Origin of the sequence: Kocuria sp. 2SI (assembly GCF_005502825.1) — a bacterium.
GTDB lineage: Bacteria > Actinomycetota > Actinomycetes > Actinomycetales > Micrococcaceae > Kocuria > Kocuria palustris.
Genome location: NZ_SCNB01000002.1, coordinates 155,866 through 169,760 on the forward strand (window position 1 = coordinate 155,866; position 13,895 = coordinate 169,760).

14 protein-coding genes are annotated in these 13,895 nt (G+C 71.9%); 12 read left to right on the top strand and 2 right to left on the bottom strand.

The genetic code is table 11. The annotated features are described in order from the left end of the window. Positions 1-19 precede the first annotated feature (19 nt). From FFS25_RS01910 to FFS25_RS01920, 3 genes are read left to right on the top strand one after another with little or no spacing between them, the layout of a single operon-like run. Positions 20-808 carry a lysophospholipid acyltransferase family protein gene (locus FFS25_RS01910; RefSeq protein ID WP_137801721.1) on the top strand — a complete coding sequence of 263 codons (789 nt, stop codon included), beginning with the start codon at positions 20-22 and terminating at the stop codon, positions 806-808. Then, positions 805-1,956, top strand: a complete 1,152-nt coding sequence (locus FFS25_RS01915; RefSeq protein ID WP_137801722.1) for an NAD(P)H-dependent glycerol-3-phosphate dehydrogenase — start codon at positions 805-807, stop codon at positions 1,954-1,956. The genes FFS25_RS01910 and FFS25_RS01915 overlap by 4 nt, the downstream gene beginning before the upstream one ends. After that, on the top strand, positions 1,953-3,125 hold the full coding sequence (locus tag FFS25_RS01920; RefSeq protein WP_024290740.1) for a D-alanine--D-alanine ligase family protein: 1,173 nt from the start codon (positions 1,953-1,955) through the stop codon (positions 3,123-3,125). The genes FFS25_RS01915 and FFS25_RS01920 overlap by 4 nt, the downstream gene beginning before the upstream one ends. A gap of 7 nt (positions 3,126-3,132) precedes the next feature. On the opposite strand, the gene FFS25_RS01925 is transcribed toward FFS25_RS01920, so the two are convergent. Next, on the bottom strand, positions 3,133-3,627 hold the full coding sequence (locus FFS25_RS01925; RefSeq protein WP_053447177.1) for a DUF3515 family protein: 495 nt from the start codon (positions 3,625-3,627) through the stop codon (positions 3,133-3,135). A 154-nt stretch (positions 3,628-3,781) separates the two neighbouring features. On the opposite strand from FFS25_RS01925, the gene thiL reads away from it, so the two are divergent. From thiL to FFS25_RS01950, 5 genes are all read left to right on the top strand, one after another. Further along, complete coding sequence (gene thiL, locus FFS25_RS01930; RefSeq protein ID WP_249933724.1) at positions 3,782-5,047, top strand: thiamine-phosphate kinase; 1,266 nt, start codon at positions 3,782-3,784, stop codon at positions 5,045-5,047. Next, a complete protein-coding gene (locus FFS25_RS01935; protein WP_137801724.1) occupies positions 4,983-6,050 on the top strand; it encodes a DAK2 domain-containing protein in 1,068 nt (355 codons plus the stop codon). The genes thiL and FFS25_RS01935 overlap by 65 nt, the downstream gene beginning before the upstream one ends. Further along, positions 6,050-8,350: an ATP-dependent DNA helicase RecG gene (locus tag FFS25_RS01940; RefSeq protein ID WP_249933725.1), complete on the top strand. Its 2,301-nt coding sequence runs from the start codon at positions 6,050-6,052 to the stop codon at positions 8,348-8,350. Before FFS25_RS01935 ends, FFS25_RS01940 begins: the two co-directional genes overlap by 1 nt. A 7-nt stretch (positions 8,351-8,357) precedes the next feature. After that, a complete protein-coding gene (gene rsmD, locus FFS25_RS01945; protein WP_137801725.1) occupies positions 8,358-8,927 on the top strand; it encodes a 16S rRNA (guanine(966)-N(2))-methyltransferase RsmD in 570 nt (189 codons plus the stop codon). Between the two features lie 204 nt (positions 8,928-9,131). After that, positions 9,132-10,484, top strand: a complete 1,353-nt coding sequence (locus FFS25_RS01950) for a UDP-glucose dehydrogenase family protein (protein ID WP_137801726.1) — start codon at positions 9,132-9,134, stop codon at positions 10,482-10,484. A 3-nt stretch (positions 10,485-10,487) separates the two neighbouring features. On the opposite strand, the gene FFS25_RS01955 is transcribed toward FFS25_RS01950, so the two are convergent. Further along, the gene (locus FFS25_RS01955; protein ID WP_058871232.1) at positions 10,488-11,747 is read right to left on the bottom strand and encodes an aminotransferase class I/II-fold pyridoxal phosphate-dependent enzyme; all 1,260 of its coding nucleotides are present in this window, start codon (positions 11,745-11,747) and stop codon (positions 10,488-10,490) included. A 44-nt stretch (positions 11,748-11,791) separates the two neighbouring features. On the opposite strand from FFS25_RS01955, the gene coaD reads away from it, so the two are divergent. The 4 genes from coaD to rnc are packed head-to-tail and all read left to right on the top strand — an operon-like array spanning position 11,792 to position 13,895. Continuing rightward, on the top strand, positions 11,792-12,334 hold the full coding sequence (coaD, locus tag FFS25_RS01960; RefSeq protein ID WP_053447183.1) for a pantetheine-phosphate adenylyltransferase: 543 nt from the start codon (positions 11,792-11,794) through the stop codon (positions 12,332-12,334). A gap of 28 nt (positions 12,335-12,362) precedes the next feature. Then, complete coding sequence (locus tag FFS25_RS01965) at positions 12,363-12,962, top strand: YceD family protein (protein WP_235586747.1); 600 nt, start codon at positions 12,363-12,365, stop codon at positions 12,960-12,962. A 2-nt stretch (positions 12,963-12,964) separates the two neighbouring features. Continuing rightward, entirely contained in the window at positions 12,965-13,168 is a 204-nt protein-coding gene (gene rpmF, locus FFS25_RS01970; protein ID WP_006215062.1) for a 50S ribosomal protein L32, read from the top strand. Between the two features lies 1 nt (position 13,169). Beyond that, a complete protein-coding gene (gene rnc / locus FFS25_RS01975; RefSeq protein ID WP_058871231.1) occupies positions 13,170-13,895 on the top strand; it encodes a ribonuclease III in 726 nt (241 codons plus the stop codon).

The following is a 13,895-nucleotide window of genomic DNA, read 5'->3' on the forward strand; positions in this document are numbered from 1 at the left end:
GAACCGCCGGGAGCTGCACATGGCCCGCACCCGCCTCTCCGGTCGCCGCAGCGAGCTCAATCTCGAGCTGCAGATCCTCCAGCGGCTCGTGCGGCTGCCCTACGGGCTGCTGGCCCGGCGCCGCGTCGAGCATCTGGAGCGGATCCCGTCCGACGGCCCGTGCCTGATCGTGGCCAACCACGTCACCGAGATCGACCCGATCACGGTGGGGCTCAGCGTCGTCGATGCCGGGCGCACGCCCCGGTTCCTGGCCAAGGAGTCGCTGTTCCGCATCCCCGTGCTCGGCTTCCTGCTGCATCGGATCGGGCAGGTGCCCGTGCACCGGGGCACTCGCGACACCGCCCAGGCCCTCAGCGACGCCCAGGACCACCTGGCTCGCGGCGGGGTCGTCGTGATCTATCCGGAGGGCACGCTGACCCGGGATCCGCTGCGCTGGCCCATGCACGCCTACCCCGGTGCGGCGCGGCTGGCTCTGGGCCTCGACGTCCCCGTGATCCCGATCGCCCACTGGGGAGACCAGCAGATCCTGGGCCGAGACAGCCGGTGGCGGGTGCACGTGAGCCTCCGTCCCCGGCGGCCGGTGCGGGTGCGCGTGGGCGAGCCCGTGGATCTGAGCCGCTTCCGCAGCACGCGTGCGCCCGGGCAGACTGGGCGCACGGATGCCGAGAGGGTCGCGGCCGTGCCGCGCGCCGCGGCCGCTGAGGCCACCGATGCCATCCTGGACGCGATCGCCGCTGAGCTGTCCGTCCTGCGCGACGAACCTGTTCCGCCCACCCGATGGGACCGACGCCTCAGGGGACGACGATGACGCAGCATTCCGAGCAGCTGACCCGCGACGGCGACGCCGCGCAGGATCTGGGCGCTCCCGAGCCGAGGTGGAGCCCGCGCCGGGCCGCCGTGCTGGGCGCCGGATCCTGGGGAACGACCTTCGCCAAGATCCTCACCGACGCCGGGCTCAGCGGCGAGGGCCCGGTCCCCGAGGTCGTGCTGTGGGGCCGGGACGCAGAGGCGATGTCCCGCATCGCCCGCACCCGGGTCAACGAGCGCTACGTCCCCGGCACGCACCTGCCCGATCCGCTGCAGGTCACCGCGGACCTGGCCCAGGCCCTGGAGGGGGCGGACCTGGTCGTGCTGGCTGTTCCCGCTCAGGCCCTGCGCGCGCAGATGGCTGCCGTGGCGCAGCACCTCGAGCACGAGGCCGTGCTGGTCTCGCTGGCCAAGGGCCTCGAGCGGGGCACGGGTCTGCGCATGAGCGAGGTCGTGGCCGAGGTCCTGGCCGAGCAGCGCCCGGAGGGCCACCCGCAGGGCGGGCGCGACCGCGAGGGCTGGAGCCGGCGGCTGTGCATCGTCTCGGGCCCGAATCTGGCCATGGAGATCGCCGACGAGCAGCCCACCGCCTCGGTGGTGGCGGCAGCCGATCCGCAGCTGGCCGCCGATGTGGCCCGCGCCGTGGCCGCGCCCTACTTCCGCCCGTACACGAACACCGATGCCGTCGGCACGGAGATCGCCGGGCTGACCAAGAACGTGATCGCCTTGTCCGTGGGCATCTGCGACGGCCGCCACTACGGCGACAACTCCAAGGCCTCCGTGATCACCCGCGGGCTGGCGGAGTCCACCCGGCTGGCCCTGGCGCTCGGGGCTCGCAGCGAGACCATGGCTGGGCTGGCCGGGATCGGCGATCTGGTGGCCACCTGCTCATCGCCGCTGTCGCGCAACCGGACGGCCGGGCGCCTGCTGGGACAGGGCCGCACGCTCGAGCAGATCGACCGCGAGATGACGCAGACCGCCGAGGGCCTGAAGTCCGCGCCTGCTGTGCTGCAGCTCGCGCGGGCGCACGGGGTCGACATGCCGATCACCGAGGCCGTCGTGGCTATCCTGGACGGTCGCATCACCGTCGAACACCTCGCCCCGCTGCTGCTGGGCCGCGAACTGAAAGCGGAGGCAACCACCGCATGAGCACCATCGATCCCGCAGCCGCTGAACCGCAGACCGCAGCCCCGTCGTCCCGCCCCCGTGTGGCGATCCTGTTCGGCGGGCGCTCCTCCGAGCACAGCATCTCGCTGGTCACCGCCCGGGGTGTGCTCGGGGCGATCGACCGCGAGCACTGGGACGTGGTGACCGTGGGGATCGCGCGCACGGGCGAGTGGTTCCTCTTCTCGCAGGACGAGCTCGAGGCGCTGCTCGACGAGAACCCCATCACCGAGCTGCCGGTCGGCGAGCAGATGGTCTCGCTGCCCATGGGCTCCGGCGACACCGAGCTGCTGATCCGCGACATCTCCGGCGAGGGCCCGGCCCAGGAGCGCCGCGAGCACATCGACGTCGTGCTGCCGCTGCTGCACGGCCCCTACGGCGAGGACGGCACCCTTCAGGGGATGCTCGAGCTCGCCGACATGCGCTACGTCGGCTGCGGGGTGACGTCCTCGGCCGTGGGCATGGACAAGCACTTCATGAAGGTCGCCTTCGAGTCAGCCGGGCTGGAGGTCGGGCCGTACATCGTGGCCAAGGACCGGCGCTGGCGCAGCGAGCCGGAGGCGGTCCTGGACGAGATCGCTCAGCTGGCGGCGCCCGTCTTCGTGAAGCCCGCCCGAGCCGGATCGTCGTTCGGCATCACCCGGGTGGATGACCCGAGCGATCGTTCGGCTGTCACCGCCGCGGTGGAGGAGGCCCGGTCCTTCGACCGCAAGGTGGTCGTGGAGGCCGGGATCTCTGGGCGCGAGATCGAGTGCGCCGTGCTGCAGGGCCACGGGCAGGACGCTCCGCGCGTCTCGCTGCTCGGGGAGATCGTCGTGGTGGACGAGCATTCGTTCTACGACTTCGAGGCCAAGTACGTCGCGCAGGACTCCGCGCAGCTCAGCTGCCCGGCCGAGGTCCCGGAGGCGACCGCCGAGCGCATCCGCGCGGACGCCGCCCGGGCCTTCGAGGCCGTCGACGGCGAGGGGCTCTCGCGCGCCGACTTCTTCCTGACCGACGACGGCCGCGCCCTCATCAACGAGGTCAACACCATGCCGGGATTCACCTCGATCTCCATGTACCCGCGGCTGTGGGAGGCCTCCGGCCTGCCCTACGACGCACTGCTCGACGAGCTGCTGCGCCTGGCCCTCGAGCGGCCGATCGGGCTGCGCTGAGCCCGGCTCAGGTCTGCGGGACCTCGTCCACGGAGAGGCACTCGGAGTCCTGCGGCACGGTCGAGACCGCGCTGCCCAGATCGACCAGAGCGGTCGAGGACGGCACGACCGTGGTGTCGAAGGTGATCTCGAAGGCGGGGTCGCGCCCGTAGGTCGTGGCCTGCCACCGGTTGTCGGACTCGAGATCGCGGATCAGCCAGTCCACACCGTTCACGCGCGTGCACAGATCGGTCGTGGGCTCCGGGGGAGTCACCCCGCAGCGCACCACGGCCGCCGAGGGATCCCCGTAGGCCGTGGTGCCCTGGCTCGAGGTCTGGCGCTGGTCCTGCCCGCTGATCTGCTCCGGCATGGCGAGCATGGCGGGCGCGCACTCCGGATTCGCGGCGTCCTCGGCAGCCTCGACCTGCGCGGTGCTCGAGCCGCAGCCCGTGAGCAGGACCAGGCCGGCGGCCGTCAGAGCCGCAGCGCGGAGGGGGAGCAGGGGATTCGGACCGGAGCGCATGGCCCGGATCCTATCGCCCGGCTCCAGCGGGCCTCGAATCGCGCAGAACCGCCGCACGGGACCGCCGGCACGCACGACCTCAGGACGCAGCGAGCGGCTGTGCTGTCCGCCCAGGCGGCTAGCGTGAGCCCCGATGAACCGAGAGGCGGCGCAGATGACCAGGCAGGACAGCACGGGCGGCTCGACGCTGCGAGGCCAGGGGCCTGGGACTGCTCGCGCAGCGGCCGTGGACGGCTCGTCGGAGGCTTCCGCCGAGCCGTCCACGGCTGCGGAGGCTCTCGCCGGCCGCAGCGTGGGGGAGACCTCCGAATCGGAGCTGCTCGCCGCCTTCCTGCCGCTGCTGCAGGGCGAGGACTCGCCGTACCTGCAGCTGGGCCCTGGTGATGACTGCGCGGTGATCGCCGCCCCGGACGGGCGCTTCGTGATCACCACGGACACCCAGGTCGAGGGCCAGGACTTCCTCCCGGTGTGGCTCAGCGGCGCACGGACCGGCGGTGCGGACACCGGTGCCAAGGCCGCCGCGCAGAACCTGGCAGATGCCGCGGCCATGGGCGCGGTGCCGTCATCCATGGTCGTGTCCCTGACCCTCCCGGCGCAGACTCCGTGCCAGTGGGTCCTGGACTTCGCCCGCGGGCTGCGCGGCGGGATCCAGGCCTGCGGGGCACCGCAGCTGTCGGTGGCTGGAGGTGATCTGGGCGGCGGCGAGCAGATCTCCGTGACCGTGACGGTGACCGGGGATCTGCAGGGCCGTGAGCCCGTGCGCCGCTCGGGAGCCGCGCCGGGGCAGCGTCTTGTGCTGGCCGGGACAGTCGGGCGCGCGGCGGCCGGCTTGGCGCTGCTGCTCTCGAGCGACTACCGCCCCGGGGAGGATGCCGTCCTGGATGAGATCGCAGGCTGGCAGCTGCGGCCCGTGAGCCCCGTCCCGTCAGGCGCGCGGCTGGCGCAGGCAGGGGCCACCGCCATGATCGACGTCTCCGACGGCCTCGTGCGCGACGGCGGACGGATCGCCTCGGCCTCCGGTGTGCACCTGGAGCTGGATCCCCAGTCCCTGCAGGAGCTTGCCGAGCCCCTGCGGCCGGCGGCCGAGCTGCTGGGTGCAGACCCCCTGGACTGGGTGCTCGCAGGCGGGGAGGACCACGGTCTGCTGGCCTGTCTCCCGGAGGATGCCCAGGTGCCCGAGGGAGTCCGTGCGATAGGCTCTGTGCGCCTTCCGGGAGCTCCCTCCGGCGGACCAGCAGCCGGTCCTCCCGGACGCGCGCAGCCCCAGGAGCCCGTCGGCGGCTGGGGCGTGAGCGTGGCGGGCGATGACGCGAACCAGCTGATCGGCGGGAGCCGCAGCGGAGGATGGGACCACTTTGAACGAGCGCAGCACAGCGAGCACGGAGGCCGTTCGGCGGTGGTTCGACCTCGCCGTCCGTGAGCTGCGCGCCAGCGCCGACATCCTGGACGCGATCAACGTCTTCCCGGTGGCCGACTCGGACACCGGCGCCAACCTCGTGACCACCGTCGGCACCGCCGCTGAGGCCGCCCAGGTGCTCGAGACCCCGGATGTCGGCGAGCTCATCTCGCTCGCCGGCCAGGCCGCGCTGGATGACGCCCGCGGCAACTCCGGTTCCCTGTTCGCCGTGTGGCTGTGCGCCGTGGGCGCCTCGCTCGAGGGCCGCGGCCTCACCGCAGACGCCTTCGCCCAGGCCCTGTCCTCGGGCGAGCTGCGCTCCTGGTCCGCCCTGACCGATCCCGTGCCGGGCACCATGCTCTCGGTGATCCGGGACATCGCCGCGGTGCAGGTCCCGGAGGCCGAGGAGCCCGGCTCCAAGCGCACGCTGCTGCACCACATGGAGCGCGTGGTCGCCGCGGCCCGGGAGGCCGTGCTCGGCTCCACCGAGCAGCTCGGGGCCTTGCAGGGCTCGGGGCGCGTGGACGCCGGCGCCCTGGGGATGCTCATCATCCTGGACGCCCTGCGCCGCACCGCCGCCGGCGAGGGCTCCGGGCGGCCCGTGCTGTGGGCCGGTGCCCCGGAGGACAGCGCCGAGCCGACCGGTCAGGAGACCGGCATGCAGGTCCAGCAGCTGCTCGAGAGCATGCGAGAGGCCGCGGCGGCCTGCGCAGCCGGGGAGGCCGCCGCGGCGGGCGGCGAGGCCGAGACCGGCGTGGAAGTCGTGGCCACCGTCGAGCTGACCGCCCTGGAGGCCGCCTCCGTGCGCTTCGAGCTCACCGAGATCGGCCGCTCCGTGATCACCTCGCCGATCTCCCAGATCGAGGGAGAGCTGTGGCGCTGGCGGGTCCACGTCCACGTGGATGATCGTCAGGCCGCCCTGGATGTCCTGTGCGCCCACGGCACGCCGCGCAATGTGGCCGTCACCGGGCTGGACCCGGAGGGCTCGGGGCGTCAGAGCCGCGTCAACCCCTCGGATCTGGACTGATGAGCCCCCGGAAGGGGAGCCGGGGCTCGGCATCCGGACCGGAGGCCCCAGCGTCGTCCGTGGACCGCGGGGATCTGGACCGCTCGCTGGCCGAGGTCCTCGGGGCCGGCTCGGCGAAGGCCTTCGAGAAGCACCTGGGCATCGTCTCGATCGGGCAGCTGCTCGAGCACTTCCCGCGCCGGCTGGTGCCCCGCGGGGAGCTGACGTCCTTCAGCGGGCTGCGCCTGGATGAGCACGCCACGCTCGTGGCCGAGGTGCTGCGCGTGTCCACCCGGCGGATGCGCTCGCGCAGCGGCTCGATCACCGAGGTCGTGATCACCGATCGCTCCTCGGACTCCGGGCCGGATCTGCTCGCGGAGTCCACCGGGGCCACCATGACGCTGAGCTTCTTCAACGCCTGGACCGCCTCGCGCGACCTCACCAGCGGGACCCACGCGCTGTTCTCGGGCAAGGTCTCGCAGTATCGCGGCGAGCTGACGATGGCCAATCCGCACTATGCGCCGCTGGATCCCGACGACGACGTCGATGCCGCCGACGCCTTGGACAGCGCTGGTCGCCCCGTGCCGGTGTACCCGGCCGTCGCCAAGCTCACGAGCGATCGGATCGCTCAGGCCGTGCAGCTGTGCCTGGCCGCCGTGGACTGGTCCACCGTCCCGGATCCGCTGCCGCTCGAGGTCGCCCGGGAGCACCGGTACTCGGATCTGGCCAGCGCCTATCAGGCCATGCACCGTCCGGCGGATGAGCAGGACTGGCACCGCGCCAAGGCCCGCTTCCGCCACACCGAGGCGCTCGTGCTCCAGGCTGCGCTGCTGCGTCGGCGCCAGGCGGTCGCCCAGCGCCGCGCTCCGGAGCTCACCGGCGCGGAGGGCATGCTGCAGGAGGGCTTCGCACGACGGCTGGGCTTCGAGCTGACCGCCTCGCAGCAGGAGGTCGGGCAGCAGATCGCCGCGGATCTGGGGCAGGTCCACCCCATGAACCGGCTGCTGCAGGGCGATGTGGGCTCCGGCAAGACCGTCGTGGCGCTGCGGGCCATGCTGCAGGCCGTGGACTCCGGGGCGCAGGCCGCACTGCTCGCGCCCACCGAGGTCCTGGCCGCCCAGCACCATGCCTCGATCGTGCGCGCACTGGGGCCGCTGGGTGCGGCCGGGACGCTGGAGGGCGATCCGCAGGGAACCCGTGTGGTGCTGCTGACCGGCTCCATGCCCGCCGCCGCGCGCAAGCAGGCGCTGCTCGAGATCGTCACCGGCGAGGCCGGGATCGTGATCGGCACCCACGCGCTGCTCTCGGAGACGGTGCAGTTCCTGCGCCTGGGCCTGGTGGTGGTCGATGAGCAGCATCGCTTCGGCGTGCAGCAGCGCGACCGCCTGCGCGAGACCGGCGCCGACGAGGTCCCGCACCTTCTCGTCATGACGGCCACGCCCATCCCGCGCACCGTGGCCATGACGGTCTTCGGCGACCTCGACGTCTCGGTGCTCGAAGGGCTGCCCGCGGGACGCCAGCCGATCGACACGCACGTGGTCGGGCTGCTCGAGCACCCGGCCTGGGAGCGGCGGATCATGGCCCGGGCCGCAGAGGAGATCGCCGCAGGACGGCAGGTCTACATGGTCGCGCCCAAGATCGGGGCGGACGACGAGGTCCCGCCGTTCTCCCTGGCAGGCTCGGCCGCCGATGAGAAGGCCGCCGAGGCCATGGTCTCGACCACCTGGCTCGAGCTGCTCGTGCGGCGGGCGCCCGAGCTGGAGCAGGCGAGGGTCGCGGTGCTGCACGGGCGCCTGGACGCCGCGCAGAAGACCGAGACCATGGAGGCCTTCGCCGCCGGGGAGATCGATCTGCTGATCTGCACCACCGTGGTCGAGGTCGGCGTCGACGTCCCCAATGCCACGCTCATGGTGATCGTGGACGCCGATCGCTTCGGCATCTCCCAGCTGCACCAGCTGCGCGGGCGGATCGGTCGCGGGGCGCACCGCTCCACCTGCCTGCTGGTCACCCGCCGCGATCCCGAGCATCCCTCGCGGGAGCGGATCGCGGCCGTGGCGGCCACGACCGACGGCTTCGAGCTCGCCCAGGCCGATCTGGCTCAGCGCCGCGAGGGCGACATCCTGGGCGATGCCCAGTCCGGCGGGCGCTCCACCCTGCGGCTGCTGCGCGCCGTCGATGACGCCGGCGTCATCGAGCGCGCCCGCCGCGAGGCCCAGGCCGTGCTGACGGCCGATCCCGGGCTCGAGCAGCACCCGCAGCTGCTCGCGGCCATCCGCGCCGCGCTCGACGAGGACACCGAGAAGTACCTGGAGAGGGGCTGATCCGCTCGTGACCCGCATCATCGCCGGAGCGGCCGGCGGCACCCGACTGGCCTCCGTGCCCGGCACCGGTACCCGGCCCACGACCGATCGTGTCAAGGAGTCGCTGTTCTCCCGCCTGGACGCCTGGGGCATGCTCGACGACGCCCGCGTCCTGGACCTCTTCGCCGGCTCCGGGGCCCTGGGCTGCGAGTGCGCCAGCCGCGGCGCGCGCGAGGTCGTGCTCGTGGAGAAGCATCCGCGGGCCGTCTCGGTGTGCAGGGTCAATGCCGAGACGGTCAATCGTGCCCTCGGCTCGCAGCGGGTGCGCTGCGAGCGCGGCTCCGTGCACGGATACGCCTCGGCCCACGAGGGTCCCTGGGATCTCGTGCTCGCAGATCCGCCCTACCCGCTGGGGGAGGCCGAGCTGAGCGAGGTGCTGTCCCTGCTGAGCGGCAAGCTCGGCCCCGGCGGCGTCGTGGTGATCGAGCGATCCGCGCGCAGCCCGGAGCCCGCCTGGCCCCAGGGCCTGCGTCGGCTCGAGAGCAGCAGGCACGGCGAGACCATGCTCTGGTTCGCCGAGGCCGACGACCCCTCCTGACTCGCTCGTCGCCCGAGCGGATCCGGGGTGCGGGCGGGGACGTCGACGCCGGCATCATCTGAAGTTCACCTGGCACACCGCGGCCCCCCCGCTCCGGGGAGGAAGAGGATAGCTAGTCTGCTGGTATGGGTTGCCGTCTGTGCGGCCCGCACTGCGGAACGGCGTGCGTTGGGCACGCACACGAGACCGAGGAGCACGCACCGGATGCGCATCACTGTGCTGGGGACCGGATACCTGGGCGCCACGCACGCGGCGTCGCTGGCGGAGATGGGCTACGAGGTGCTGGGGGTGGACATCGACCCCGCCAAGCTCGAATCGCTGTCGGCCGGGGTTCTGCCCTTCCACGAGCCGGAGCTGCCGCAGCTGCTGCGCAAGCATGTGGAGTCCGGGCGCCTGCGCTTCACCTCCGACTACGAGGAGGCCGGGGCCTTCGGGGACGTGCACTTCATCGGGGTGGGCACCCCGCAGCGCCCCGGAGCATTCGCCGCGGACATGAGCTTCGTGGATTCCGCCGTGGAGCAGATCTCCCGGCACCTGACCCGCGATGCCGTGATCGCCGGCAAGTCCACCGTCCCGGTGGGCACCGCTCGGCGGCTGCGCGAGCTGGCGCGGGAGAATGCGCCGGAGGGGATCGAGGTGGACCTGGTGTGGAACCCCGAGTTCCTGCGCGAGGGCCACTCCGTCGAGGACACGCTGCACCCCGACCGCATGGTCATCGGCCTGCCCGGGCACGGCTCCGCTGATGCGAGGGAGCACGAGCAGGCCCAGCGCCTGGAGTCGCTCATGCGCGAGGTCTACGCCCCGCAGCTGGCCGAGGGCATTCCGCTGATCGTCACCGACTACGAGACCTCGGAGCTCGTGAAGGTCGCGGCGAACTCGTTCCTGGCCACCAAGATCAGCTTCATCAACTCGCTGTCCGAGCTCACGGAGGCCGTGGGCGGAGACATCCGCACGCTGGCCGATGCGATCGGGATGGACGAGCGGATCGGGCGCAAGTTCCTCAACGCCGGCGTCGGATTCGGCGGCGGCTGCCTCCCCAAGGACATCCGCGCCCTGCGTGCCCGGGCCTCGGAGCTCGGCCTGGATCAGTCCGTGCGCTTCCTGGCCGAGGTCGACGACATCAACATCCGACGCCGCGAGCACACCGTGGGAGTCATCACCGACATGCTCGACGGCTCCGTCATGGGCCGGGAGATCGCCGTGCTGGGCGCTGCCTTCAAGCCGGAGTCCGACGACGTCCGCGACTCGCCGGCACTCGACATCGCTGCGCGCCTGCACTCCATCGGCGCCGACGTCCACGTCTATGACCCCAAGGCCAATGAGAACGCCGCCAAGCGCTACCCGCGTGTGGACTACGCGAGCTCGCTGATCCAGGCGGTGGCCCGCGCCGAGGTGGTCGTGCTGCTCACCGAGTGGGACGAGTTCCGGCGGATGACGCCGCAGGACCTGGCTCCGCTGGTGCGGCGTCGCCAGATCCTCGACGGGCGCAACGTGCTCGATCCGCAGCAGTGGATCGATGCGGACTGGACCTACCGCGCGCTGGGGCGCAAGGGCTGAGCCTCAGCGCAGGGCTGCGGCCAGCCGGTCCATGCCCTCCTGGAGCGTGGACTCCCGCTTGCATGCGGCCACTCGCATCCAGCCCGCGTAGAGCTCCTGGTTCTCCGGGGCTGCGAAGGCCGACAGGGGCAGCAGGGCGAGCCCGGCCTGCTCGATCAGCGCGCGCGACATCTCCGCCGACGTCGTGGCGCCATAGCGGTCGAACAGCGGCGAGAAGTCGGCCACCACGTAGTAGGAGCCGGACGGCTGGGCGACCTGCAGCCCCAGATCCCGCAGCGCCTGCCCGACCAGTGCGCTGCGCTGCGCCTGCTCGGCGGCCAGCGTCTGCCCCCAGGTCTGCAGGTCGCGCAGGCCTGCCGCCACGGCCTTCTGCAGGGGAGCGGCCGCGGAGTGGCTCAGGTAGGTCTTCACGGCGCTGACCCCGCTGATCAGATCGGCCGGCCCGCTCACCCAGCCGATGCGCCAGCCCGTGACCTGCAGGGACTTGGAGGCCGAGGACACCACGAGCGTGCGCTCGCGGACCTGCTCGGCCAGCTCGGGCTCGAGCATGGACGACGACGCCCCGGCCGCCAGGGAGAGGTGCGCTCCGTCGTAGCGAAGGTGCTCGTAGACCTCGTCGGTGAGGATCACGGCATCGTGCTCCACGGCCAGCCGAGCGATCTCGCGTGCGGTCTCGGGGCTGAGCACGGTGCCGGTGGGATTGTGGGGATCGTTCACGAGCACTGCGGCTGTGCGGTCGCTGAAGGCGGCGCGCAGGTCCTCCAGGTCCACACCGAACTCCGGCGGGCGCAGGGCCACGGGGCGCAGGACGCCCCCGGCGAAGGCCACGATCGCGGCGTACAGGTCGTAGTGCGGCTCGAGCACCACCACCTCGTCGCCCGGGCGCAGGATCGACAGCAGCGAGGCGGCCAGGGCCTCAGCGGCGCCGGCCGTGACGACCACCTGGGTGTGGGGGTCGAGTTCGCGGGACTGCGTGGCGAGCTGCTGGGCCGCGATCGCCTCGCGCAGCTCGGGCAGCCCGCGCTCGGGCGAGTACTGGTTGAGCCCCGAGCGCAGGGCCTCCGCCGCGGCCTCGATCATGGCGGCGGGGCCGTCGGCGTCCGGGAAGCCCTGACCCAGGTTCACGGCGCCGTGGGCGCGGGCCAGGACGGAGGTCTCGTCGAAGATCGTGGAGCGCAGCGCCCCGGAGTCCTGCATGAGACCCGCACCGCGTGCCAGGTCGTGCCAGGGGAGGTCGGGGGAGTCGGTCTGCAGAAGGCTCATGGGCTCGAGTCTAGGGAGGCGGCCGCCGCGATAGCGTGTCCGGCATGACTGAGAACCCTGCACCCGCTTCGGCCGCGCCCGAGCAGACTCCGAGCGCTGGGCGCCGAGCCGTCTGCGTCGGGTCCTTCGACCCGATCCACCTGGGCCACGTGGGCATCATCGAGCGCGCGGCTCGGCTGTTCGACGAGGTGATCGTGGCCGTGGCGGACAACCCGAGCAAGAAGCACCGCTTCCCGATCGATCGGCGCGTGGAGCTCGTGGAGCAGTCGCTGGGCTCGTCGTCGGAGCGGGTGAGGATCGAGCCGCTGGGCGGGGGACTGCTGGCGCAGTACGTCACCGGCCGCGGCGCCGTGGCGGTCGTGAAGGGCCTGCGCTCGGGGCAGGACTTCGACTACGAGCTGCCCATGGCCGGGATGAACCGCAGCCTCACGGGCATGGAGACGGTGTTCCTGGCCGCTGCGCCGGAGCTCGCGCACGTGTCGTCGTCGCTCGTGAAGGAGGTCCACGGCTTCGGAGGGGACGTCTCCGCGTTCGTGACGCCAGAGGTGCTGGCCGCCCTGGACGGGACCCGCGACGCCATCGGTTGAGCATCCTCGTCCTGCCGTCTAGAATGACGTGCTGGCATTGAACCCACAGGAGATCATCATCAGTCGAGACAACGTTTCACCGCTGGCGCTGGACGTCAGGGACCTGGAACACCGTCCCGGGACGATGCGTCTCTTCCAGGAGACCTTGCCTGCGCCGAAGGATTTCGGCAATGCGATCATCGGGGCCCCTGAGGGCTCCGACATGGCAGCCGACCTGAGGCTGGAATCCGTCGTGGACGGTATCCTGGTCTCCGGCACGGTGACAGCCCGCCTTCACGGCGAGTGCAGTCGGTGCCTCGATCCGGTCGAAGAGGACATGACCGTAGAGGTGCAGGAGCTCTTCCTGTTCGACGCCCCTTCCGAGACTCCGGAAGAGGACGACGACGCCGACGAGATGTACACCGTCCAGGACGATCACATCGATCTGGAGCCGATGCTCCGGGACGCAGCGATCACCAAGCTGCCGTTCCAGCCAGTGTGTCGGGAGGACTGCCCCGGTCTGTGCGCCCAGTGCGGCGCGCGGCTGGAGGACGACCCCGATCATGTACATGAAGTGCTCGACCCCCGCTGGAGCGCCCTCGCAGGCCTGCTCGAGCAGGGGGACGAGTCCCCGAGAGAAGAGAGATAGCAGTGGCTGTTCCGAAGAGGAAGCTCTCGCGAGCCAACACGCACGCCCGTCGTTCGCAGTGGAAGGCGAAGGCCCCCAAGCTGGTCCGCACCGTGGAGAACGGCAAGACCGTGTACTCCCTGCCGCACCAGGCCAAGCTGGTCACCGACTCCGCCGGCACCGCCCTGTACTACGAGTACAAGGGCCGCAAGGTGGCGGACGCCTGAGTTGGCGTCTGATCATCAGGATCTTCTGCAGCGTCTCGGCGTCGATATCGACGCCGAGACGCTGCTCATTGCGCTGACGCATCGCTCGTACGCCTACGAGCATGCCGGTCAGAAGCACAACGAGCGCCTCGAGTTCCTGGGCGACTCCGTGCTGGGGCTGACGGTCACCGACGAGATCTTCACGCGCTACCCCGAGCGCAGCGAGGGCGACCTCGCCAAGATCCGTGCCTCCGTGGTCTCCACGCGCACCCTGGCGCAGCTGGCGCGCGAGCGCGGGCTGGGGGAGTTCATCCGCCTGGGCCGCGGCGAGATCCGCACCGACGGGCACGACAAGTCCTCGATCCTGGCCGACACCATGGAGGCCGTGATCGGTGCGCTGTACCTCTCCCAGGGCCTGGATGCGGCACGAGCGTTCGTGCTGCAGATGATCGTGCCGCTGCTCGAGGACGACTTCGTGATCCGCGAGGGCCGCGACTGGAAGACCGAGATCCAAGAGCTGGCCGCCATGCGGGGCATGGGCGCGGTGACCTACGAGGTCGAGGGCACGGGCCCCGACCACAACCGCTCCTTCACGGCCTCCTGCCTGCTGGGCGGAACCGTGCACGGCACCGGCCCCGGCACCTCCAAGAAGGAGGCCGAGCGCCGGGCGGCGGAGTCCGCCTACTCGGCGATCACCGGCACCACCCGCACCGACGGCCACGGCCGGCCGCTGGCCGACGGGCGCTGA

Coding starts and splice junctions, on each gene's coding strand:
- FFS25_RS01910 (WP_137801721.1), top strand. CDS start 20: ATGGCCCGCACCCGCCTCTCCGGTCGCCGCAGCGAGCTCAATCTCGAG.
- FFS25_RS01915 (WP_137801722.1), top strand. CDS start 805: ATGACGCAGCATTCCGAGCAGCTGACCCGCGACGGCGACGCCGCGCAG.
- FFS25_RS01920 (WP_024290740.1), top strand. CDS start 1,953: ATGAGCACCATCGATCCCGCAGCCGCTGAACCGCAGACCGCAGCCCCG.
- FFS25_RS01925 (WP_053447177.1), bottom strand. CDS start 3,627: ATGCGCTCCGGTCCGAATCCCCTGCTCCCCCTCCGCGCTGCGGCTCTG.
- thiL (WP_249933724.1), top strand. CDS start 3,782: ATGACCAGGCAGGACAGCACGGGCGGCTCGACGCTGCGAGGCCAGGGG.
- FFS25_RS01940 (WP_249933725.1), top strand. CDS start 6,050: ATGAGCCCCCGGAAGGGGAGCCGGGGCTCGGCATCCGGACCGGAGGCC.
- FFS25_RS01950 (WP_137801726.1), top strand. CDS start 9,132: ATGCGCATCACTGTGCTGGGGACCGGATACCTGGGCGCCACGCACGCG.
- FFS25_RS01955 (WP_058871232.1), bottom strand. CDS start 11,747: ATGAGCCTTCTGCAGACCGACTCCCCCGACCTCCCCTGGCACGACCTG.
- coaD (WP_053447183.1), top strand. CDS start 11,792: ATGACTGAGAACCCTGCACCCGCTTCGGCCGCGCCCGAGCAGACTCCG.